Origin of the sequence: Duganella sp. OV510 (genome assembly GCF_900100205.1) — a bacterium.
GTDB lineage: Bacteria > Pseudomonadota > Gammaproteobacteria > Burkholderiales > Burkholderiaceae_D > Rugamonas.
In genome coordinates this window covers 22709-44387 of the sequence record NZ_FNEQ01000015.1, presented here as the reverse complement: position 1 = coordinate 44387, position 21679 = coordinate 22709, and the positions used below count along the sequence as shown (strand labels likewise).

At 62.4% G+C, this 21679-nt stretch carries 28 protein-coding genes; 12 read left to right on the top strand and 16 right to left on the bottom strand.

Annotation, left to right across the window (positions count from 1 at the left end):
- Positions 1 to 4: 4 nt before the first annotated feature.
- Positions 5 to 319 (bottom strand): BON domain-containing protein, encoded by a 315-nt coding sequence (locus BLS51_RS28010; protein ID WP_090192271.1) that lies wholly within the window; start codon positions 317 to 319, stop codon positions 5 to 7.
- Between the two features lie 220 nt (positions 320 to 539).
- Between BLS51_RS28010 and BLS51_RS28005 the strand changes: the two genes are divergently transcribed.
- From BLS51_RS28005 to BLS51_RS27995, 3 genes are read left to right on the top strand one after another with little or no spacing between them, the layout of a single operon-like run.
- On the top strand, positions 540 to 989 hold the full coding sequence (locus tag BLS51_RS28005) for a glycine zipper 2TM domain-containing protein (protein ID WP_090192272.1): 450 nt from the start codon (positions 540 to 542) through the stop codon (positions 987 to 989).
- A gap of 30 nt (positions 990 to 1019) precedes the next feature.
- Positions 1020 to 1172, top strand: a complete 153-nt coding sequence (locus BLS51_RS28000; RefSeq protein WP_090192273.1) for a DUF3309 domain-containing protein — start codon at positions 1020 to 1022, stop codon at positions 1170 to 1172.
- A gap of 15 nt (positions 1173 to 1187) precedes the next feature.
- Positions 1188 to 1511, top strand: a complete 324-nt coding sequence (locus tag BLS51_RS27995; protein WP_090192274.1) for a hypothetical protein — start codon at positions 1188 to 1190, stop codon at positions 1509 to 1511.
- Positions 1512 to 1554: 43 nt separating this feature from the next.
- Here the strand turns inward: BLS51_RS27995 and BLS51_RS27990 are convergent, their stop codons facing one another.
- The 6 genes from BLS51_RS27990 to BLS51_RS27965 form a co-directional block, all read right to left on the bottom strand.
- Entirely contained in the window at positions 1555 to 1935 is a 381-nt protein-coding gene (locus BLS51_RS27990) for a hypothetical protein (protein ID WP_090192275.1), read from the bottom strand.
- 9 nt (positions 1936 to 1944) lie between these two features.
- Entirely contained in the window at positions 1945 to 2328 is a 384-nt protein-coding gene (locus BLS51_RS27985; protein ID WP_090192276.1) for a phage holin family protein, read from the bottom strand.
- Positions 2328 to 2630, bottom strand: a complete 303-nt coding sequence (locus BLS51_RS27980; protein WP_090192277.1) for an ElaB/YgaM/YqjD family protein — start codon at positions 2628 to 2630, stop codon at positions 2328 to 2330. The genes BLS51_RS27985 and BLS51_RS27980 overlap by 1 nt, the downstream gene beginning before the upstream one ends.
- Positions 2631 to 2691: 61 nt before the next feature.
- Complete coding sequence (locus tag BLS51_RS27975) at positions 2692 to 3237, bottom strand: ferritin-like domain-containing protein (protein WP_090192278.1); 546 nt, start codon at positions 3235 to 3237, stop codon at positions 2692 to 2694.
- Positions 3238 to 3265: 28 nt separating this feature from the next.
- Positions 3266 to 4159 carry an OmpA family protein gene (locus BLS51_RS27970; protein WP_229207787.1) on the bottom strand — a complete coding sequence of 298 codons (894 nt, stop codon included), beginning with the start codon at positions 4157 to 4159 and terminating at the stop codon, positions 3266 to 3268.
- A gap of 15 nt (positions 4160 to 4174) precedes the next feature.
- Positions 4175 to 4561 (bottom strand): DUF4398 domain-containing protein, encoded by a 387-nt coding sequence (locus tag BLS51_RS27965; protein WP_373994366.1) that lies wholly within the window; start codon positions 4559 to 4561, stop codon positions 4175 to 4177.
- A 129-nt stretch (positions 4562 to 4690) separates the two neighbouring features.
- Between BLS51_RS27965 and BLS51_RS27960 the strand changes: the two genes are divergently transcribed.
- Both BLS51_RS27960 and BLS51_RS27955 read left to right on the top strand, forming a co-directional pair.
- Entirely contained in the window at positions 4691 to 6679 is a 1989-nt protein-coding gene (locus tag BLS51_RS27960) for an AsmA family protein (RefSeq protein WP_090192280.1), read from the top strand.
- A 107-nt stretch (positions 6680 to 6786) separates the two neighbouring features.
- A complete protein-coding gene (locus BLS51_RS27955; RefSeq protein WP_090192281.1) occupies positions 6787 to 7011 on the top strand; it encodes a glycine zipper 2TM domain-containing protein in 225 nt (74 codons plus the stop codon).
- 101 nt (positions 7012 to 7112) lie between these two features.
- On the opposite strand, the gene BLS51_RS27950 is transcribed toward BLS51_RS27955, so the two are convergent.
- The gene (locus tag BLS51_RS27950) at positions 7113 to 7832 is read right to left on the bottom strand and encodes a Crp/Fnr family transcriptional regulator (RefSeq protein WP_090192282.1); all 720 of its coding nucleotides are present in this window, start codon (positions 7830 to 7832) and stop codon (positions 7113 to 7115) included.
- Between the two features lie 106 nt (positions 7833 to 7938).
- On the opposite strand from BLS51_RS27950, the gene BLS51_RS27945 reads away from it, so the two are divergent.
- From BLS51_RS27945 to BLS51_RS27940, 3 genes are all read left to right on the top strand, one after another.
- Positions 7939 to 8538, top strand: a complete 600-nt coding sequence (locus tag BLS51_RS27945; protein WP_090192283.1) for a glycine zipper 2TM domain-containing protein — start codon at positions 7939 to 7941, stop codon at positions 8536 to 8538.
- A 78-nt stretch (positions 8539 to 8616) separates the two neighbouring features.
- The gene (locus BLS51_RS29625) at positions 8617 to 8763 is read left to right on the top strand and encodes a lmo0937 family membrane protein (RefSeq protein WP_139168812.1); all 147 of its coding nucleotides are present in this window, start codon (positions 8617 to 8619) and stop codon (positions 8761 to 8763) included.
- A gap of 73 nt (positions 8764 to 8836) precedes the next feature.
- Positions 8837 to 9373 carry a DUF3617 domain-containing protein gene (locus BLS51_RS27940; protein WP_090192284.1) on the top strand — a complete coding sequence of 179 codons (537 nt, stop codon included), beginning with the start codon at positions 8837 to 8839 and terminating at the stop codon, positions 9371 to 9373.
- On the opposite strand, the gene BLS51_RS27935 is transcribed toward BLS51_RS27940, so the two are convergent.
- Entirely contained in the window at positions 9374 to 10210 is an 837-nt protein-coding gene (locus tag BLS51_RS27935; RefSeq protein WP_090192285.1) for a branched-chain amino acid aminotransferase, read from the bottom strand.
- Positions 10211 to 10261: 51 nt separating this feature from the next.
- Positions 10262 to 11332 (bottom strand): porin, encoded by a 1071-nt coding sequence (locus BLS51_RS27930; protein WP_090192286.1) that lies wholly within the window; start codon positions 11330 to 11332, stop codon positions 10262 to 10264.
- Positions 11333 to 11526: 194 nt separating this feature from the next.
- On the opposite strand from BLS51_RS27930, the gene BLS51_RS27925 reads away from it, so the two are divergent.
- Together BLS51_RS27925 and cls are read left to right on the top strand one after the other, a co-directional pair.
- Entirely contained in the window at positions 11527 to 13548 is a 2022-nt protein-coding gene (locus BLS51_RS27925) for a site-specific recombinase (RefSeq protein ID WP_090192287.1), read from the top strand.
- Positions 13545 to 14942: a cardiolipin synthase gene (gene cls, locus BLS51_RS27920; RefSeq protein ID WP_090192288.1), complete on the top strand. Its 1398-nt coding sequence runs from the start codon at positions 13545 to 13547 to the stop codon at positions 14940 to 14942. Before BLS51_RS27925 ends, cls begins: the two co-directional genes overlap by 4 nt.
- An 84-nt stretch (positions 14943 to 15026) precedes the next feature.
- On the opposite strand, the gene BLS51_RS27915 is transcribed toward cls, so the two are convergent.
- Genes BLS51_RS27915 through BLS51_RS27905 form a run of 3 tightly spaced genes read right to left on the bottom strand, consistent with a single transcriptional unit; the run spans position 15027 to position 17374 of the window.
- Positions 15027 to 15845, bottom strand: a complete 819-nt coding sequence (locus BLS51_RS27915; protein WP_090192289.1) for a metallophosphoesterase family protein — start codon at positions 15843 to 15845, stop codon at positions 15027 to 15029.
- A 9-nt stretch (positions 15846 to 15854) separates the two neighbouring features.
- Entirely contained in the window at positions 15855 to 16745 is an 891-nt protein-coding gene (locus tag BLS51_RS27910; RefSeq protein ID WP_090192290.1) for a diacylglycerol/lipid kinase family protein, read from the bottom strand.
- A complete protein-coding gene (locus BLS51_RS27905) occupies positions 16742 to 17374 on the bottom strand; it encodes a phosphatase PAP2 family protein (RefSeq protein ID WP_090192291.1) in 633 nt (210 codons plus the stop codon). The genes BLS51_RS27910 and BLS51_RS27905 overlap by 4 nt, the downstream gene beginning before the upstream one ends.
- A 229-nt stretch (positions 17375 to 17603) precedes the next feature.
- Between BLS51_RS27905 and BLS51_RS27900 the strand changes: the two genes are divergently transcribed.
- Positions 17604 to 17834 (top strand): hypothetical protein, encoded by a 231-nt coding sequence (locus BLS51_RS27900; protein ID WP_090192292.1) that lies wholly within the window; start codon positions 17604 to 17606, stop codon positions 17832 to 17834.
- 72 nt (positions 17835 to 17906) lie between these two features.
- Here BLS51_RS27900 and BLS51_RS27895 read toward each other — a convergent pair whose 3' ends face one another.
- Positions 17907 to 18983 (bottom strand): AI-2E family transporter, encoded by a 1077-nt coding sequence (locus BLS51_RS27895; RefSeq protein WP_090192293.1) that lies wholly within the window; start codon positions 18981 to 18983, stop codon positions 17907 to 17909.
- An 88-nt stretch (positions 18984 to 19071) separates the two neighbouring features.
- Positions 19072 to 19971, bottom strand: a complete 900-nt coding sequence (locus BLS51_RS27890; protein ID WP_090192294.1) for a LysR family transcriptional regulator — start codon at positions 19969 to 19971, stop codon at positions 19072 to 19074.
- Between the two features lie 102 nt (positions 19972 to 20073).
- Here BLS51_RS27890 and BLS51_RS27885 point away from each other — a divergent pair, with 102 nt between their 5' ends.
- Positions 20074 to 21090, top strand: a complete 1017-nt coding sequence (locus tag BLS51_RS27885) for a zinc-binding alcohol dehydrogenase family protein (protein ID WP_090192295.1) — start codon at positions 20074 to 20076, stop codon at positions 21088 to 21090.
- On the opposite strand, the gene BLS51_RS27880 is transcribed toward BLS51_RS27885, so the two are convergent.
- Complete coding sequence (locus BLS51_RS27880) at positions 21087 to 21614, bottom strand: hypothetical protein (protein WP_090192296.1); 528 nt, start codon at positions 21612 to 21614, stop codon at positions 21087 to 21089. The genes BLS51_RS27885 and BLS51_RS27880 overlap by 4 nt on opposite strands.
- Positions 21615 to 21679 lie beyond the last annotated feature (65 nt).

Here is a 21679-nt window from a genome sequence, read left to right as displayed (position 1 = left end):
GGAATTACTTCACGTGCAGGTCGTTTTTCACTGCCGTTACGCCTTTGACGCCACGGGCCACCTGGCCTGCTTTGGCGATGTCTTCAGGCTGGGCCACGAAGCCGCTCAGCTGCACGGTGCCTTTGAAGGTTTCGACATTGATTTCGGTCGATTTCAGGGTAGGCTCGTTGAAGATGCTGGCTTTCACTTTGGTGGTGATGACGGAATCGTCGACATATTCGCCGGTGCCTTCCTTGCTGGAGGTGGATGCGCAGCCGGTCATGGCGCCCAGCAGCGAAACGGTGAACAGAGCAGTAGCGATTTTATGTGCGATTTTCATGGCGTTTCTCCTTGATGTTTTACTTACAGGTGGGTTTGTCAGCCAGCGGGACGTTGGTTTGTGCCGTCTCTGCTACCGATGTCGCCATTAAACGCTGCTTTCAGACGTTTTACTGTTCGATAGCGTACACAAAAGCCACCTCGGCACATCGTGCGTAAGCGCACAGACCCCTGCGCGGCAGCTGTCTATTCTGGACACACACTTTTCCGAGGAGAACAATATGAAACGCTCAATGACGTTTGCCGCTGCCATCCTGGCCGGCGCCGCCGTACTGAGCGGCTGCGCCAGCACCAGCCAGCAGCCGCAACAGATCGGCTATATCAGCAATGACTCATCGACCTACGGCACCATCGATGCGATCCAGGTGATGCAAGGGCGTCAAAGCTCTGGCGTCGGTGCTGTCACCGGCGGCCTGATTGGCGGCCTGCTGGGCAACCAGGTCGGTTCCGGCGGCGGCCGTGCTGCTGCCACTGTCGCGGGCGCCGTTGGTGGCGCGGTAGTCGGCAACAATGTCGAGAACAACCGCAACGCCAAAGAGGAATACCAGATCAGCGTGCGCATGGATAACGGCGAAACCCGCGTCGTGCAACAGGACAGCGTCTACGATCTGCGCGTTGGCAACCGCGTGCGCCTGATCGACGGCCGTTTGTACCGCTACTCTTCCCGCTAATAATCCCGCTAATACAACAAGGAGAACCTCATGGGCACCATAATTCTGATTATCCTGGTCCTGGCGCTGATCGGCGCCCTGCCGACCTGGCCACACAGCCGCAACTGGGGCTATGCACCCAGCGGCATCACCGGCCTGATCGTGGTCATACTGTTGATTATGCTGCTCACCGGCAGGCTATAAACTCAGGAGAACATCATGGTTCATCGCATCGTCACCGGCGTGATGATGGCGTGCGCGGCACTTGCCGCGCACGCGCAGCAAGATACCACGCCACCGCAGAACGTCCAGCTGCAACATCAGGAAGTCGCCAAGGGCGAACCGGCACGCTGGTCGCAACCGGACCGCAGCAGCGCCGAACAGGCGCGCACCTTGCGCAAGGAAATCGGCGCCGCACTGGCCGAAGCCAAACAGGCATGCAAGCAGGCGCCCGCCGCCGAACGCAGCGCCTGCCTGAAAGAAGCGCAGCAAACCTACCACACCGACATGGCCAGAGTGCCGCAGCTACTTGCCGGCAAGTGAAACGCCAGTAAAAACAACAAGGGCCGCATCAGCGGCCCTTGTTTTATGCTTGACGCTTGTGCCTTAACAGCCAGGCGACGCCTACTCCGGCCAGCGCCGCCACCACCAGCGCCGGCTTGATCAGGCGCCTGCGCGCAATGAACGAACCGACCGTCAGCGCATACGGCATCAGCGACTTGATCGACTTGAAATTCAGGCCGCCCAGCATGCCGCCGGCGCCGCCCGGTTGCAGCAAGCCGCCCAGGCGAGCCTGGGCCAGCGCCACCGCGTGGTCGACCGCGCCATGCATCAGCGCATCCGGCTGCAAAGCCTGGCCAACCAGCGCCTTCGAATGCACCACCTTGATGCGCAGCAGTTCGCCCTCGCGTATCAGGCGCTGCTTTTCAGCCGCCAGCGCGGCCTCGTCTTCGTGTTTGTTGGTCATGGCTTCTCCTTAGACCAGCATGTCGCGGTCGGACTTGAGTTCCGCCATCGTGGCCGGCAGCGACAATTTGCCACTCCGCAGCATGGCGCGCGCGTACAGGATCAGGGCGACCGCCAGCAGCAGGAACACCACGGTGATGATGGGCAGGATCACCCAGCCAATCGCCGCCCACGCCAGGTAGACGATGGTGACCGACGCATAGATCAGCGCAAAGCCGCCCAGCAGCACGGCCAGCGCAAACACCACCACCAGTTGCAGCAAGTGGTTGCGTGCCTGCGCCAGTTCCAGTGCGGCCAGCTCCAGCCGGTTGAGCAGCAGGCCGATCGCATTGCGGGTCACCAGACCCAGCGATGCGATCAGGCCCGGCGGACGGGTGCCTTCGTCTTGTGCCATTACTTGCGGCCGATGATGACGCCGATCAGCAGGCCGATACCAGCCGCTGCTGCGATCGAACGCCATGGGTTTTCCTTGACGTAGTCGTCGGCTTGCTGCGCCGCGACCTTGGTGGCAGCCACCGCGCTGACCTGGGCTTCATGCGCCTTGGCCAGTGCAGTATCCAGCGCACGCATGCCGCGGCCGCGCAGTTCATCGGCCTTTTCGCCGGTCAGCGCGGTGGCTGCGGTGAACAAGGCCTGGGCATCCTTTACCAGAGTTTTCACGTCATTATTCACGGTACTGATGTTTTGTTCCAGCATGATTAAGCTCCTGTTTTGGTTGTTGATGTGAAAACTGTATAGCAAATAGGGTTCCGCCGTGTCAACCGTGTTCGGTCAACATATCACGCATATCGTCGGCGTGCTCCTCTTCAACCGCCATGATCTTGATCAAAAGATGGCGCGTTGTCGGGTCGGTATCGCCAATTTGATTGATCATCTGACGGTAGGCTTCGATCGCCACGCGCTCGGCAATCAGGTTGGCGCGCACCATCGATTGTACGTCCTCTGACGCATCATACTCGGCATGGCTACGTGCAAGCAACGTCGCCGGATTGAAATCAGGGTCGCCGTTCAGCTGGACGATGCGCTCGGCCAGCCAGTCGGCGTGCTCCTGCTCCTCGTTGGCATGCTCCAGGAACTCCGCCTTGATGGCCGCGTTCTCGCGGCCGCTGACCGTGTAGTAGTGGCGCTTGTAGCGGTTGATGCAGACCAGCTCGGTGGCCAGCGCATCGTTCAGCATCTTGATGACGGCCTGGCGGTTTCCCTGGTAGCCAGCGGTCACCGCACCGTCTTCCAGATTACGGGCGGCGGCGCGGATGGCTTCGGTATCGATGCCTGCCGGTTGGGTGGGATTGGATTCAGCCATGGTCTTTCCTTCCTAAGTGAGAGTCAGATTAACGTCGGTTGGCAATCGGTGCGCCGTTTTGCGACAGCACGATTTCCACGCGGCGGTTCAGTTGGCGGCTACCGGCGTCGCTATTGCTGGCCACCGGATACGCTTCACCATAGCCACGGGTGGCGATCTTGGCGCTTGAAACGCCCAGGCCGATCAGCGCGTTGCGTACCGATTCGGCGCGACGCTGCGACAGCTCCAGATTGTGCGACGAAGTGCCGGTGCTGTCGGTAAAGCCTTCGACCTGCACAATGCTCTGTGGTTCCTGCGCCAGCACGTCGGCGACTTTTTGTGCGGTGCGCATGCCTTCGGCGCTCAGTTCGGCCCGGTCAACCTGGAACAGCACATCGCTCAGCGTGATGACGATGCCGCGTTCGGTCTGCTTGGCTTGCAGGTCGGCCAGTTGCTGTTGCAGCGCAGCGTTCTTGGCGGCTTCGTCGCGCGCCGAATTGGCAGCGGCTTCAGCCTGCATGCGCGCGGCGTCAGCGTCGGCCTTGGCGCGGTCGGCGGCAGCCTTGGCGTTGTTGGCTTCGGCGGTGCGCGCCTGCAGACGGATCTCGTCACGCTGACGGGCGGCGTTGGCCACATCGGCCTCTGCCTGCTTGGCCTTGGCAGCTTCCTGCGCGGTGGCGATCTTCTGCTTGGCGATGTAGGCCAGCTTGTCGATTTCGTCCAGGCTCTCTTTTTTCGCGGCGGCGGTATTGGCGCGGTCCAGCGCATCCGATGCGGCCTTGAATTCCAGCGGCGCATTGGCGGCCACGGATGGATTGCTTTGCGCAGCCATGAAGTCACCACGCGCCTGGTCCAGCTGGCTGGTGGTGGTTGGCGTGGTGCTGCAAGCAGCAAACATTACCGACATGGCAAAAGCGGTTGGCAGCAGAACGAGTTTTTTCATGATGGCTACTCCTTGTTATTGTTGGCTGGTGGCGTTGGCGCGCTGGACTTCTTCGCGCAGCAGGCGGATATTGTTTTGCAGCTCGTCGGCAGCGGTGGTGGCTTTGGCCGAGTTGGCCTTGCTTTGCGCCAGCTGCGCGTCAGCCGAGGCCTGCGTGGCCAGGTCTTGCGCTGTTTTGTAGTCCTTGGCGGCCAGCGCCTGGTTGGCGCGCATCAGTTTTTCACGTGCGGCCTGCATTTCGGCTGGTGCCAGGTCGGCGGCGCCGGCACTGGTGGCCGCAGCGACCTGGGCGCGCGAGACAGCCACGTCAGCGGTGGCAGGCGTTTTATCGCTGGCACAACCACTCAGGCCGATCAGCACGGCCATACCGCACAGCATTTGCCATTGGGCGTTCATCGTCATCATTATTGTTCTCCTTAAAAATTGGAAGGTACGGTTGACGTTATAGGCTGATGTCGCTGTAGCATCAGTACGGTGACGCACAAAAAGCCGGAGTGTGTAAAATGATGCAACTCACTTCCAAGGTTAGCCATGCCCCTGTCCCGCCGTACCCGTATTGCCGTTGCCGCCAGCGCCGTCGTGCTGGCCGTGCCTGTCGTCGCCGTTATCGTGCTGAGCAATGTCGACTGGAACCGTGCGCGCCCCTGGCTCAACGACAAGATCGGCACCGCCATCAAGCGGCCGTTCGAGATACGCGGCGCGGTGTCGCTGGCCTGGCGCCAGCAAGGCAGCTGGCTACCGATGCCGCACCTGGTGGCCAGCGATGTCCACATCGGCAATCCGCGCGGCATGCAGGCGCCGGCCGAGATGGCCAGCGTCGGCCAGTTCGCGTTTGCCATCGAACCGCTGCCACTGCTACGCCAGCGTATCGAGATTCCGCAGCTGCGCTTCGATAATCCGCAGTTGCTGCTGCAACGCGAAGCCGATGGCCGCAACAACTGGACCTTCCACAGCGACGATGAAGCTTCGGCCTGGAAACTGAACGTGCGTAGCGTGGTGTTCTCCAAAGGCACGGTGCGCTACATCGACGCCATGACGCATGTGGACGCCAGCGCCATGGTCGACACCATCGCCGACCCGCGCTACGGCGTCAGCTGGCAGTTGCGGGGCAAATGGAACAACCAGGACGTCAGCGGCAGCGGCAAGGCCGGCGCCGTTCTGGCGCTACAGCAACTGACGCCCTACCCGCTGATGGCCAATCTCAACGTCGGCGGCACCAGCATCAGCTTTGACGGCACGCTGACCAAGCCCGCCTCGCTGACGGCAATCGACATGCAGCTGAAGCTGTCCGGCCCCAGCATGGCACGCTTGTACGGCCTGACCGGCGTGCTGCTGCCGGAGACGCCGCCCTTCGTCACCGAAGGCCACCTGACTGGCAACCTCGGCGCCAATGCCAGCCGCTGGGTGTACGAGAAATTTACTGGCAAGGTCGGCCACAGCGACATCGCCGGCAAGCTGGAATTCAAGACCGGCGCGCCACGCCCGCTGCTGAGCGGCACGGTGCAATCGAGGCTGCTGCAAGTGTCCGACCTCGGCCCGCTGATCGGCGCCGATTCCAACGCCAGCAAGGAGGCGCGCGGCGCCGAGCAGCTTCAGCCCGGCAACAAGGTGCTACCGGTGGAGAAATTCCGCACCAAGCGCTGGACCGCCATCGACGCCGACGTCAACTTCAAGGCTGCGCGCATCACCCGCGACAAGGATTTGCCGATCCAGAACCTGGAAACGCAGATTCACCTGAAGGATGGCGTGCTGGCGCTGACGCCGCTGAACTTCGACATCGCCGGTGGCCGCTTCGTTTCCAACGTCATGCTGGACGGCAGTGGCAAGATCAATCCGGACGCCATCCGCGCCGAGCTGAAGGCCGGCGCCAAGCGCTTGCAACTGAAGCAGCTGTTCCCGTCGATCGACGGCATGCAGGCCACCGTGGGTGAAATCAATGCCGACGTGTCGCTGTCCGCCACCGGCAACTCGGTGGCCGGCCTGCTGGGCGCGTCCAATGGCGAACTGAAGGGCGTCATCAACCAGGGCAGCGTCAGCAAGCTGATGCTGGAAACCATGGGCCTGAACATCGGCAGCGTGGTGCTGACGCGCCTGGTGGGCGACAAGCAGGTCAAGCTGAACTGCATGGTCACCGACTTTGCCGTGCATAACGGCGTGATGAAGTCGCGGCTGTTCACGGTGGATACGTCCGAAGCGCGCATCGATGTCAACGGCACCGTCAACCTCGGCAACGAGCAGCTCGACCTGACACTGAAGCCGGACGCCAAGTCGGTGCGCGTGATCTCGCTGCGCGCGCCGATTTATGTGCGCGGCACATTCAAGGACCCGGACGTCAGCGTCGACAAGGGCGCGCTGGCGCTGCGCGCTGGCGGAGCGCTGGCTTTGGCGGTGGTAGCCCCGGTGGCGGCCATCGTGCCGCTGGTCAGCACCGGGCCTGGCGAAACGCCGGGCTGCCAGGCACTGATGGCGCAGGCCGGCGGCAAGGCAGTGGCACCACCTCCCGGCAAAGCTCAACGCTGATATGAGTTCTATGTGGGATGACGAACGGAAGCGCATGGCATGAGTGATTACTCTGGAACCATCGGTCCGGGTGCAATACCGCGCCTGACCTGCCAGAGGAGAAAATCATGAACAACATCAAGCGTATTGCAGCAACCGCCACCGTGTTGGCAGCCACCCTGGGTCTGAGTGCCTGCGCCAACATGTCGGGCCAGGATAAAAACACCGCCATCGGCGCGGGTGTCGGCGCGGTCGCTGGCTCAGTCCTGACCGGCGGCAGCGCGGTCGGCGCCGTCGGCGGCGCAGCAGTTGGCGGCGTGATCGGCAATCAAGTACAGAAGCCACCACGCTAAGACCAGCACCAGCCATCCCCACCTCATTCCCGCGCAAGCGGGAATCCATACGGCGCGTGTTCAATCACGGCGCATGGATTCCCGCTTGCGCGGGAATCACCTTATTTGTCCTTGAACATTTCGTAGCAGTGGCAGGAGGCGGCTTCCAGGCCGGTTGAATCGAGGATCTCGATATTGCCGCGGCTGTAGGTAATCAGCTTTTGCTGTTGCAGCGCGCTGGCTGCCTTGGTCACGCCAACGCGGCGCACGCCCAGCGAATGCGCGAGGAATTCGTGGGTCAGGTGAAATTTCTCCGATTGCAGGCGGTCACGGGTAATCAGCAGCGAACGCGCCAGGCGCGCCTCCAGCACGTGGAAGCGGCTGCACACGGCGATCTGGATCGCCTGCGCCAGCGCGGTGTCGGTATAGCGGTGCAGCAGGCGCTGCAAGGATTCCATGCGATAGAACTCGGTGACGAAATCGCCGGCCGCCATGCGGTAGGCGCGGCCGGAGCGCTGCACCACGGCCCGCACCTGCGCCAGTTCATGCCCCAGCACCACGGGGGCGCCCAGCATGCCTTCGCGGCCTATCGAGCCCACTTCCAGCGTCATGCGGCCTTCGGCCACGCCCAGCAGCGACACCAGGCAGTCGATCGGGAAATACACATAGCGCACCTCCTGCCCTGGCTCCGACAGCACCTGGCCGTTGTCGACCCGTACCGTCTCGCACTTCTCGGCAAGCTGGGACTGATCGTCGTCCGGCAGGCTGGCCAGCAGGCGATTATTCGCCAGGCGCGGCTGCGCGCGGTCTTCTTCGGGGGAGTGTGAGATAGAAGTATGCATGGAACCAGCGTAATGGCAATTATTTACCCTGTATGTACGGTGACGCACGGAAGCAAAGCATGTCCTTTAGGAAAATACCGGCATCCAAAATAAAAAGGACTTACCCATGGACACGCAAACCAACAAACCTGGCACTCATCCAATCATGGTCATCGCCGCCGTCGCGGTGGTGCTGTTCTGCGGCGTCGGCAGCGCCGCCATTCTCGGCTGGCTGCCGACCTCCAACGCCACCGTGCCGACGCAAGTCAGCGGCATGCCGCCGGCGCCGCAGCAACAGCAGCAGATGGCTTACACCGAGCCGGCGCCAGCCGCTCCGGCCATGCAGCAAGGCCAGGGCCAAGTGCCGGAACAGGAAGCCCGCAATGCCCCATGCAGCAACTGCGGCGTGGTGGAATCGGTGCGCCGCGTTGAACATCGTCCGCAAGGCAGTGGTGTCGGTGCGGTTGGTGGTGCGGTGCTGGGCGGCTTGCTGGGCAACCAGGTAGGCGGCGGCCATGGACGCCAGCTGGCAACGGTGGCTGGCGCGGTGGGCGGCGCCGTGGCCGGCAACCAGATTGAAGGCAATATGAAAACCACCTACAGCTGGGACATCGTGGTCCGCATGGACAACGGCAACAAGCGCACTCTGCACGCCTCGGCAGCGCCACAGTGGCGTAATGGCGATCCGGTGCGCATCGTCAAAGGCCAGCTGCGTCCGCTTGACTAAGGCGCAAGGTACGCCAGCGTACAGAAAGATTTATCGTTCCTGCTGATAATAGATCCAACACAACCCGAGGAGATCATCATGCTTTACACCATCGCTGTCGTTCTGCTTATCCTGTGGCTGCTGGGCCTGGTTACTTCCTATACCATCGGCGGCTTCATCCACATCCTGCTGGTAGTCGCCATCATCATGGTACTGCTGCGCCTGATTAGCGGTCGCGGCATATAGAGCTTAACGCCCCAAGGGAAACGGCGCCAATGGCGCCGTTTTCGTTTATGCTGCCCACAAGGAGGAACGCCCTATGAAACGACTGCTGATATCCATGGCCATGCTGGCCGCCGCGCACGCGTCTGCGCAGACCCAGACCATCAAGCCTGGCTTATGGGAATTGACCAACAAGATCAAGACCGGCGACCGCCAGACCGACCAGGCGCTCAGCAGCGCACTGGCACAACTGGCGGTGCTGCCGCCCGAGCAGCGCGCCAGGGTCGAAGCGATGATGGCGCAGAACGGCGTCTCGATGCCGCAGGCCGGCGGCGACGGCAGCCTCAAAATGACCGCCTGCGTCACGCCGGAGATGGCCGCGCGCAAGGAGCTGCCGCTGAACCAGCAAGGCAAATGCACGTCGAAGCAGGACCCGGTACCAGGGGGCCTGAACGTCTCCTTCACCTGCACCGATCCCGCCTCCAGTGGCCAGGGACAGATCCGCTTGCAAGGCGACAGCGCCTACACGATGACCATGAACGTCACCAACAACAGTGGCACAGGGCCGCAGAACGCCACCGTGGAATCGACCGGCCGCTGGCTCGGCGCCAGCTGCCCAGCCACGCCGAAGTGATTACTGGCTGTCGGAGAATGCCATGTAGCGATCGCGCGCCAGCGTGGCGATCGGACCGACCGCCAGCGTGCGCGACTCGTAGCGCACGCATGGCGTGACCTTGCCGTAGTTGCCGGTATTGAAGATCTCCACCGCGCTCTCCAATTCCTCCGGACGCACGCTGCGCTCCTCCACCTGAATGCCCTCCTGCGCCAGCAGGGCGATCACGCGCGCGCGGGTGATGCCGGACAGGAAAGTGCCATTGGCCACCGGCGTCACCACCTTGCCCTCCGGCGTGACAAAGAACAGATTGGCCGATGCGAACTCGGCCACATGGCCGGCGCTGTCGCACACCACCGCGTTGTCAAAGCCGCGGTCGCGCGCTTCGCGCAGCGCCTTGCTGGTGTTGGCGTACAGCGAGGACGCCTTGGCGTCGGTTGGCGCCATCAGCGCATCCGGACGGCGCAGGCCGGACAGGCAGGCCGAGAAGCCGGTAAACGGCGGCATCGGCGCATCGAACAGGGTCAGCGCGAACGCGCTCTTTTCCGGCATCGGAATCAGCAGGCCATCGGTGCCGAACACCAGCGGGCGGATGTACAGTTCGGCATCCGGCGGGAACTTGGCCACGCCTTCGCGCACCAGCTTCTCCATTTCATCGACGCTCAGCGGGCAGGTCAGGCCGACGCGCTCGGCCGAGGTGATGACGCGCTGCAGGTGCGGGCGCAGGTCAGGCATATGGCCGCGTAGCGAGCGGGCGCCGTCGAATACGGACGAGCCCAGCCAGACGCTGTGATCCATGGCGCCAAACAGCGGCGCGTTGCCTTCGGCCCAGTTGCCGTTGAAATAAGTGAGGTACATGCTACGTTCCTGGTCAACAAAACCAGCAATGTAGCATGTTTGACGGACGGCTTAAAAGGCGTGGCGGAAGCCGACGTTGATGGCGCGGTCGCCGCTGCCACGGCTGGTGGCGTTGCCGGCGGTATAGCTGGCGCCGTTGCGGTTCTGGATTTTGGAGAACGCGGCGTAGACGTCGGTGCGCTTTGAAAACGCGTAGCTGGCGCCGATGGCAAGCTGGTTGGCGTCGCGGTCGGCGACGCCCCGGTCATCCTTGTGGATGTAAGACGCCAGCAAGGTCGTGGCACCGCCCAGGGGCACCGCCACGCCAACCAGCACGTCGCGGCTGTTGGTGTACAGGTCGCGCTGCCCTACCGCGCCATACGGATTGGTCTCGTTCCACTGGCTGCTGATGTCGCCCTTGCTGTGGCCATAGGCCGCATAGCCGACAAAGCGGCCAAAGTCGTAGTTGGCCGCCACCAGCGTGTTGCGCGCAGTGCGGTCCAGCTCCGGCGAGGCGCCAGTGGCATCCAGCGTGTTTTCCTTGCGCTGGTGGCTGATGCGGATGTTCGCCTTGCTGCCTTCGTAGCCGATGGTGGCGCCATAGGCGCGGTTGGCCTTGCTGTTGAACTGCGTTTCGCCCAGGCTGTAGGTGGCGGAGCCGATCAAGCCGCTGCGCGAGCGCCGCGACTGGTACTTGATGGTGTTGTCATAGCGCTTGGCGTTATAGCCGACCAGGTTGGCCGCGCTGCCCGCCATGCCGCCATGAAACGGGTCGGCCACATCGGTCAGCGTTTCATACACCAGATTGTACTGGCGCCCTAGCGTCACCACTCCCAGCGGGCCGTCAATGCCGACATACGCCTGGCGGTTGAACAGCTTGCCATTCTGCTCCTGGGCGCCGGTATCGCTGAGGAAGCCGGCTTCCAGCGCATACACCGCTGCCGTATCGCCGCCCAGGTCCTCGCGTCCGCGCACGCCCAGCCGTGAGCCGCTGGCGACACCGCTGTCCAGCCGCGTCCTGGCGCAGTCACCTTGGCATCCACGCTCGGCGACGACGCCGGCATCGATGACACCATACACTTCCGTCTGAGCCATCGAGGTCAGCGGCACCAGCATTGCTAACGTAATGAGTGCGGGTTTCATGATGAGCCAGGAAATGGGTTAATTGGGGCTTAATTGGTTAAGCGTTGTAACCAGTGTAGTCCGCCACATGCGTCGGTTCTGTGCGGATCATCACGCACATCAATCATTTCACCGAGGAAACCTATGTACGCTGTCGTACATACTTGCACCATGGCTGCGGTTATACTGGCTTTTTGTTTGACGAGGCTCTTTTCATGCTCGAAATATTGGAACGCATTAACGCAGACAGCAACGAGATCACGCAGATGGTCGAGCTGTTCGACACCCTGCGTCCCAAGCGTGCGACCGATGGCGCCCGCGCCGTCGCCAACGTGCGCACCCTGACCCAGCTATTAAAAGGCAATCCGGCACACGCCAACGCGCTGCGCAACTACGCGCGCAACATCATCGCCTCGCGCCGCCATTCCAGCCTGTACACCGAGATCGGCGTGCTGTCGAGCGACGGCTTCTTCAGCGAGCTGCGCACCCGCATCGCCTACCGCATCCTGCCGCCGGCGCTGGGCAACGACTACCTGAGCGAAGCGCTGGACCAGATCGTCTACAAGCGTACCGATTACCTGTGGATGGCGGCGGTGCCGGCCGAGGAATGGCTGGCGCTGCTGGATGTAGTGGTCCATTCCGAACAGCGCGCCGTGGTGCAGCGTGGCGGCAACCTGATGCTGCCGGGCCTGCTGGAAGCAATCCGCACGCTGTCCTACCGCGTCTGCGCGATCGGCCTGGAGCCGCGCCTGACCAACTTCCACACCGAGATGGAGACTTACGAGTCGCCCTTCATGGTGCAGAACTTCGAAGTCAACGCCTACCTGGATGCCTACCACCGCAAGCTGGCCGGCGAGGAAGTCGATATCGACGACGCCCGCCACCTGCTGGTGATGCTGGACCAGTGCGACGCCGTCATCGCCAAGATCCGCAAGAAGGCGCTGAACCAGGGCACCAGCATCGCCCTCACCTATCTGCTGGTGTCGCTGACGCAAAGCCTGGACCGCATGCGCAAGCTGCTGTTCCTGGTCGATGTGCACCTGCCGGGCGAAGAAAACGACCTGACGCGCCGGGCCGCTGCCATCGCGCTGGCGCTGGAACTGATCGAGGCGCACAACAACAAATACATGGTGACCGACCTGCTGCGCGACAACATCGACCTGCTGGCGCGCAACGTCACCGAGAACGCCAGCCACACCGGCGAACACTACGTGGCCAACACCCGCCGCGAACTGGGCGCCATGTTTTCCTCGGCGGCCGGCGCCGGCCTGATCATCGGCTTCATGGCGCTGTTCAAGATCCTGCTGTCCTACCTGCACGCGGCGCCGCTGGTGGAAGCTTTCCTGTTCAGCATGAACTATTCGCTGGGCTTTGTGTTTATCCACCTGCTGCACTTCACGGTAGCGACCAAGCAGCCGGCGATGACCGCCTCGCGCATCGCTTCCGGCCTGCATTCCAGGGACGGGCGCAATATCGATATCGACAGCATGGCCGAGCTGTGCAACAAGGTGCTGCGCACGCAGGTCATGGCGGTGCTGGGCAACCTGGCGATCTGCATTCCGACCGCCTGGCTGATCGCCATGGCCTGGCCCCACCTGACCGGCCACCATCTGGTGTCGCCGGACAAGGCCATGCACCTGCTGGCCGACATCGACCCGATCCACGCGCCAACGCTGATCTATGCGGCCATCGCCGGCGTCTGCCTGTTTGTCGCCGGCCTGATTTCGGGCTACTACGACAACAAGGCGCTGTACACCTGCTGGGCGCAGCGCATTGCGCAGTTGCGCGGCCTCAGCCGGCTGCTGGGCCAGGAGCGCGCGCAGCGTCTCGGCGTCTACCTGGAAAACAACCTGGGCGGCCTGATGGGCAATTTCTTCTTCGGCATCCTGCTGGGCATGATGCCATTCATCGGCTTCGTGCTGGGGATGCCGCTGGACATCCGCCATGTGACGTTCTCGTCAGCCAACTTTGCGACAGCAATTGTTGGACTCGATCACAATGTCAGCTGGGAACTGGTTGTGACCTCTATAGCAGGTTTTCTTTCCATCGGGATCGTCAATCTGCTGGTCAGCTTCGGCCTGGCGCTGTGGGTGGCGCTACGCTCGCGCCAGGTACGCTTCCAGCACGGCTGGCAGCTGCTGAAGGCGCTGGGGCGCCGGTTCCGCGTGGGGCCGGTGTCGTTCCTGTTCGGCTCGAAAGAAGATGCCATTCCGCTCATTGAAAAGGTCGACAAATGAAACTGCTGCGCATGCGTTACTGGCTCACCGCTGGCTTCTTGTGCCTGGGTTCGCTAAGCGCCTGCGCATCATTGCCCAATGTCACCGCGCTGGGCGACAAGCTGGAGCCAGCCACGGCGACCGCGCCCACCGTCAAGGGCAAGAATGGCGAACTGAGCGGTGCGCATGCCAAGGCGCTGCTGTCCAAGCGCTGGTCGAAGGGCACGCTGGACTTGCAGGCCCAGGCCTCGCTGGAGGAAGCGGCGACCGGCGTGCCGCTCATCGCCGGCAACAAGACCACGCTGCTGTTCGACGGCCCGCAGACGCTGACGGAAATGCTGAAAGCCATCCAGGGTGCGCGCAACAACATCAACTTTGAAACCTATATCTTCGACCAGGACGAACTGGGCATGAAGTTCGCCGACGCGCTGATCAAGAAACAGCAGGAAGGCGTGACGGTCAACATCATCTACGACAGCGTCGGCACCTTCGGCACGCCGGCGGAATTCTTCAAGCGCATGCGCGACGCCGGCATCCGGCTGATCGAATTCAACCCGGTCAATCCGGCCAAGGTAAATGGCGACGGCTGGAAGCTGAACAACCGCGACCACCGCAAGATCCTGATCGTTGACGGCAAGACTGCCTTTACCGGCGGCATCAACATCAGCGCCACCTATGCCAAGAGCTCGCTGTTCCGCTCGGCCTCGCGGCCGACCAACAAGGACGATGTCGGCTGGCGCGACACCCACATCAAGATTGAAGGGCCAGCGGTGCAGGCTTTCCAGTGGCTGTTCATCCGCCAGTGGACCAAGGCCGACAAATACGACCTGCCGGAAGCCGACTATTTCCCGACACCGGTGATTGCCGGCGACAAAGTGGTGCGCGTGCTGGGCAGCGAGCCGGACGGCCATTTTGAAATCTACAAGGCGTACGCACTGGCCCTGCAGGAAGCGAAAAAATCCATCCACCTGACCTCGGCCTACTTCGTGCCGGACCGGCAGACGGTGGATGCGCTGAAAGCCGCCGCCAAGCGTGGCGTCGACGTCAAGATCGTCGTGCCGGGCGTATCGGATGTTGGCCTGGTGGTCTACGCCGGCCACGCCTTCTACGACGAGCTGCTGGAATCCGGCGTCAAGATCTATCAGCTGAAGCTGGCCGTACTGCACGCCAAGACCGCCGTGATTGATGGCCGCTGGTCGACGGTCGGCTCGACCAACATCGACATGCGCAGCTTCCTGCACAATAGCGAGATCAACGTCATCATCATGGGCGACGCCTTCGGCAACGAAATGGAAAAAGCCTTCCAGGAAGACCTGCGCGACTCCAACCAGGTCACGCTGGACAAATGGCGCCAGCGCCCGCTCAGCAACCGCATGAAAGAATGGGCCGCCCGCTTCATGAACTACTGGCTCTAAAACCGGGGTCAGTTCTGCCAAACGTACACGGGCTCAACTGCTACGCAGTTGAGCCCGTGTACGTTTGGCAGAACTGACCCCGACTTAAGCTTCGGCGGCAAGGGCCCAGACGTCGCCGCTGCGGCGGAAGTATTCGGTGTGGGCCAGCTCGAAGCTGGCGGTGCCTTCGATCCAGCTGTAACGGTCAACCTGGATATCGTCCGGATCGATGCGCAGCACGTTGAAGGAGTTGGATTCGCCACGCCCGCGCGTGGAGGTCGCCGTGCCGGCCTGTACTACCAGCGCGGCGTAGCCAGCGATCTTGTAGCGGCCTGCGCTGTTGCCGGCATGGCTGGAATGCAGGTGGCCCGCCAGCAGCAAATCAACACCACACTCGGCAAACGCCTGCATCGCCATCGGCGCGCGGTCGACCAGGTCGTCCTTGTCGAAATTATCCGGCAGGTCAAACGGATGGTGGGTGACGATGATGCGCGTGTGCTGCGCGCTCACCGCCTGCATGCGCTGCCGCATCTGCGCTAGCTGTTCCTTGTTGACGCGGCCATCCTTGAAGGTCAGCGAGCGCGCCGTATTGATGCCGAGTACGGCGATCTCGTCGTCTATATATTCCGGCGCCAGGTCGAGCGTGACGTAGCGCGTGTACTTGCGCAGCGGCGTCAGGAAGCGGCTGGCGACGTTGTACAGCGGGATGTCATGGTTACCGGGCACCACGATCTGCGGCCCGGGCAAGGTGTCCAGCCAGGCGCGCGCGGCCTTGAATTCTTCGGTCTTCGCCCGCTGGGTCAGGTCGCCGGAAACCACTACCACGTCCGGCGCCAGCCTGGTCACCAGCTCCTGCAGCGGCCGCAGCAAATCCTGATCGACGCGGCCAAAATGCAGATCGGATAAATGGACGATGGTGCGCATGCTTGCCTCCTATGCCGCCGGCACGACGACGTTCAGCGCCGCAGCCCTTGAACGATAGCACAGTGGCGGTTTCATCAGCGTGACCTCGCCATCGGTGGCCACGCGCAGGTGGTGATGACGCGTATCGATTTCCAGCGAAGCCGCCGACAGCACATCGAAATCGCGCGCCTGTTGCAGCTTGCCGAACAACGCATGCAGCGCGTAACGCAGCAGGCCCAGCCTGGTTGGCTTCTGCGCCACGTACAGGCACAGCTTGCCGCTATCGAGCCGCTCGCGCGCGCCCAGCGTCAAGCCTTGCAGGTATTCGTTATTACCGATGAAGACGAACGGCGTTCGGCGCAGATGCTCTTCGCCATTGATCTTCAGCCGCACGCTTAAAAAAGGGAAGCGGCGGATCGCCGCAAACAGCGCCCGTCCGAATGCCGGCCACTTGCTGCGGCCGAGATGGCGTTGCTGCTGCTCACGGTCGCGCACGATGTCAGGATAGATGCCGAGACTGGAATTATTGAGGAAGATGCGGCCGTTGACCTCACCGACGTCGACCTTGCGCGCCACACCGTGCACCACGTTGGCGACCGCTTCGTCAAGCTCCAGCGGAATCTTCAGGTCCTTGGCGAAGTGATTCAGCGTGCCCAGCGGCAGCACGCCCAGCACTGTCTCCGTACCCGCCAGCACCGACGCCACCGCATTGATGGTGCCGTCGCCGCCCCCCGCCACCACCAGTGGCGCGCCCTCTTCTACGGCGCGCCGCGCGCGTTCGATCATCTGTTCGCCGCTTTGCGCCAGCGTGATGTCCGGCTCGGCGCCCTGGCTGCGGAATTTCTCCTGCAACGCGGCGGTCCACCCGCCGCAGTAGCCCAGTCCGGCGCTGGCATTGACGATGACGACGATTTTCTTCATAGGCTTCTTACCGTTTTACCCTCGCGCCGGCGGCGCAAGGTCGAGATAGCTGTAATGCACACGGCCAGCCAGGCCACACTCTCGGCCATGGCGGCCAGCACATCGCTGACATAATGCGCGCCCAGATAGACGCGGCTGAATGCCACCAACAATACCATCATCAGGCAGAACGTCACCGTTCCCAGGCGCACATTCCATGCCGGCCGGGCAATCACCAGGTAACTCGCCAGCAGGCCATAGAAGCAGGTCGCCGCCGTCGTGTGCCCGCTGGGGAAGCTATAAGTAGCCAGCGTCACCAGCGGCTCCTCGAACACCGGCCGGGCGCGCTGAAAGTAAAACTTCAGCGCTACATTCAGCATCATCCCGCCCGGCACGGCAAACGCCAGCGCCAGCAACCAGTAGCGCGCACGCTGCTTCCACAAATACCAGGCCAGCAGGCCGAACAGCACCACCATGCCGGCCACCGAGTGTGCGTAGGTCACTACATACATCACGCTGGTCAACGGTTCAAACGCATGGGCATTGAACCAGTGCGCAACCTGCACGTCCATTACCGTAATGGCGTCCTGCCCCATGACCGCCTCGGCCAGTTCATGGAACACCATGCCGGCAACCAGCAGCAATGCCATCCCCACGGTCAAATGTAAACCGAATTCACCGTTCGGAGACAGTCTTGCCTCCACGAAATTGAGCAATTTGCTGAAAATTTGGTCCTCCCTGGTTGACCGCCGATTAAGTCGGCGTAAAAACTACGAAACAACGAATTTACTGTTTATTTACACAGTACCTGTTTATTCATACAGTAGTTGTGCTATTCTGAACTCCTCGTAAAACACCTCCAACAAAAAAGGAAATGTCATGAGCACTCTGAACAGCAGCTATGGTTCCCGCTTCGGTCTGGAATACCTGCCGACCTCTTTCATGGTTCGCATGGGCAAACGCGAAATGATGGTGTGCCGTGACTTCCGCAAGCGCTTCTACGCAGTGAACCCGATCATGGAATGCGACACCGGCGTGCAAGCTGGCCATCTGGAAGTGCTGCTCTTCCGCCGCTGGCTGCTGATCCTGTCGAAATCGAAAGCACATTAATGGTTGCCGGTGCCAGTTGCCCTACCCATGCACAGGACAGGCCGGCAGATGCCGCGACCTCGCTTGCGCTCCTCACCTGGGTTTGGCAACTGGCGAACCGACATCCTGACGATGTGACTGCGCTTCGTGCCACAGGGTTACGAACAGAACCATCACTACCGGGCCAATAAACAGCCCCACCAGGCCGAGGGTTTCCACCCCGCCTAATATGCCGAACAGTACGGCCAGGAAGGGCAAGCGCGTAGCGTTGCCGATGATGCCTGGCCGTACAAAGTGATCCGCGACAAACAGCACCACCGTACCCCAGGCCACGACGGCAATTGCCGCCGGTATGGCGCCACCAAAGGCCAGCACGCCGGCCGCGCTGACAAACGCCAGCGGTGCGCCAAACGGAATAATGGCCAGGATGCCGGTTGCCGCCGCCCACAGCGCGGCCGATTTCAGGCCGGTCAGCCAGTATGCAATACCGATCAGGACGCCTTCCGCCAGTCCCACCAGCACCAGGCCGTTGACGGTGGCGCGGATCGCGGTCGGGATTTTGTCCGAATACTGGGCCCAGCGCTGTTCGCTGAACCAGCGGCTGCCGATGTTGGTGATCTGGCGCTTCAGCGCCTCGCCGTCCTTGTAGAAGAAAAACAGGCACAGAAAGGCCAGGCCGAAATCCACCAGCCGGTGCATCAGGCCAACACCGGCCACCTTGATGATGTCACTGGCCGAATGGAAACCGTTGATCTGGCGATCGGACACCAGGTGCGCCAGGCCATGCGGCTGGCTCAGTGTCGCCTGCCACCATTCGGCCAGCGAATCGCCGATCACCGGCAAGTGCAGCACGAAGCTGGGCACAGCAATGCCGTCGGTATTGGCGGTAACGATGTAGTTGGCCAGTTCCGGTGCCTGCCGCATTGCTTGCGCCACGCCCAGCAGTACCGGCACAATGAACACGGCCGCCACCAGCAAGGTCAGCAAGGCAGCGGCGATGATGTTGTGGCCGATGCGCGTGCGCAGCCGCAGGTACAGCGGCCATGTCGCCACGCACAGGATGCCCGCCCAGATCAGCGGCAGGAAGAATCGCTGCATGACGAAAGCGGCAAGCGCAATCAGCGTCAGCGAAAAGCCGGCGCTGAGGATGTCGCGCTGGGTTTCGGTCATTGCTCTCTCTCCCGATTGTTCTTGTTAGCGCTATGGTAAGCGCATTTTGTTGCAGCGCAACTGTGCGGAAGGGGGATTTCAGGTGTCCTTAAGCTTTCTCGCACTGCGTGCGCAGGAAGTCGCGCAGTTGCAGCACTGTCGGCGAGATCTGTGAGCGGTGCATGCACAGCATATTCAGCGGCGTCGGCTCGCCCAGCACATCCGGCAGCAGCACTTGCAGGCGGCCGGCGCGGATATCGGCGCTCAGGTCGAGGCGCGATTTATACGCGATGCCCACACCGGCTACCGCCCAGCGCCGCACCACGTCGGCGTCATCGGCGCTGCGGTTGCCATTGACGTGGATGACTTCGGCTTCGGACTGCGCCTCGCGGTAGAAGCTCCAGCGATCGTGAATGACGTCTTCCAGCATGAAGCGCAAACAGTTGTGGCGCGCCAGGTCGTCCAGCGTATTCAGCTTGCCGTGATGCTTGATGTAGTCCGGCGACGCCACCAGCACGCGGCGGTTTTCCGGTGCCAGCGGCAAGGCGATCAGGCTGGAATCCTCCTGCGCGCCATAGCGGATAGCGATGTCGACCGGCTGCCGGTACATATCCGACACGCGGTCGCTGATGCTCAGTTGCAGCGACACGCGTGGATACTGCGCCTGAAAAGCATCCAGCCAGCCGACCACCATATTGCGGCCGAGGTCTGACGGCATGGAGATTTTCAGCGTGCCGCCCAGCGTTTCCTGGCCCTGGATCAGCGCGTCATGCCCTTCCTTCAGCAGCCGCAGCGCCTCGCGCGCATGGCGCAGATAGTGCTCGCCCTCCTCCGTCAGCCGCAGCGAACGGGTGGTGCGGGCGAACAGCCGCAGCTTCAGTTCCCCCTCCAGCCGCTTGACGGCGGCGCTGGCCAGCGCCGGCGAAATCTCAAGTTCGCGCGCAGCGGCAGACAGGCTGCCACGGTCGGCGGTGCGGACAAAGACAGTCAAATCATCGAGCCTGAGCAATTTTCGTCAAATCCTTGAAAGTGTTTCGGCGTAGCGCCTCTTTTTCATCGCTACGAAATAAATGATGATACGCCCATCACAACATTTTTCGGAGAATTTTCCATGAAAGCCATTGCCTACCGCCGCTCCCTGCCGATCGAAGACGCCGAGTCGCTGATCGATATCGAGCTGCCGACGCCACAAGCCAGCGGCCGCGACCTGCTGGTGGAAGTACGGGCCATCTCGGTCAACCCGGTCGATACCAAAATCCGCCGCAACGTTGCGCCGGCCGAAGGCCAGGCCAAGGTAATCGGCTGGGACGCCGCCGGCGTGGTGAAAGCAGTAGGCCCGGACATCAGTCTGTTCAAGGTCGGCGATGAAGTCTGGTATGCAGGCGACCTGACCCGCGCCGGCACCAACAGCGAGCTGCACCTGGTGGACGAGCGCATCGTCGGCCACAAGCCGAAGAATCTGGATTTCGCCCAGGCCGCCGCCCTGCCGCTGACCACCATCACTGCCTGGGAGCTGCTGTTCGACCGCCTGCAAGTAAGCCGCGACGCCGGCGCCAACCATGGCAAGTCGCTGCTGGTGATCGGCGCGGCTGGCGGTGTCGGCTCGATCCTGGTGCAGCTGGCGCGTCAGCTGACCGGCCTGACCATCATCGGCACGGCATCGCGTCCGGAAACCGGCGAGTGGATCAAGCAGCTGGGCGCGCACCACGTCATCGACCACAGCAAGCCGCTGAATGAGGAAATCAGCCGCCTCGGCCTGCCGCCGGTCACGTATGTCGCCGCGCTGAACCAGACCGACCATCACTGGGCCGCGATCAGCGAGCTGGTGGCGCCGCAAGGCAAGGTCGCGCTGATCGACGATCCGGACGCCATCGACGTGCGCACGCTGAAGCGCAAGAGCGTATCGCTGCACTGGGAATTCATGTACACCCGCTCGATGTTCCAGACCGACGACATCCAGCAACAGCACCAGTTGCTGAACGACGTGGCCAAGCTGGTGGAAACCGGCGCGGTGAAGACCACGCTGGCCGAGCGTTTCGGCAAGATCAACGCCGACAACCTGAAGCGCGCCCACGCCCTGATCGAGAGCAACCGCGCCAAGGGCAAGATCGTGCTGGAAGGCTTCTAAGCCCTGGCTGCCTGGGCCGCGGCGGAATCCGCTTCGGCCCGCAAGCGCGCCAGCACCGCGTCGTCATGGCGCGTCAATGCGTCCTGCATGCGGCTGGCCGAGGCGCAGGAAGCGTCCAGGATTGCCAGAAAGGCGGCCTGGCGCCGCTTCAAGCCCGCTGATTCATAGCCCAGTTCGCCGAACATGCGGTCGATATCCTCGCAATACGAACGCAGGTCCATCATGGTGACCTTGGTGAACTCGATGTCGGTGCGCATGCTGCGGTCCAGGTCCAGCATTTCCAGCTTTTCCTGCGCCTTGGGCGAGGCCTCGCGGATGGCCGGCCCCCAGCGGTCGAACTTGCCGGCGATGCGCGTGATGCGGGCGATCTTTTCATCCAGCATGCGACAGTAGTACCACGCCAGCCAGCACACCGGCAGCCGCGCGACAAAGCGTGGCAGGCCGGCGTGCGCCAGGCTGCGTTCGAGTTTTTGGACAGCATCGACCAGGCGGCGCGCGCTGGCTCCGGTGGGAAGGTGGGACATGATGGCAGCTCCTCTAATGGTCCAGGGAGCTACAGTAGCCTCCGCATCAACCCTAGGGTTTGATG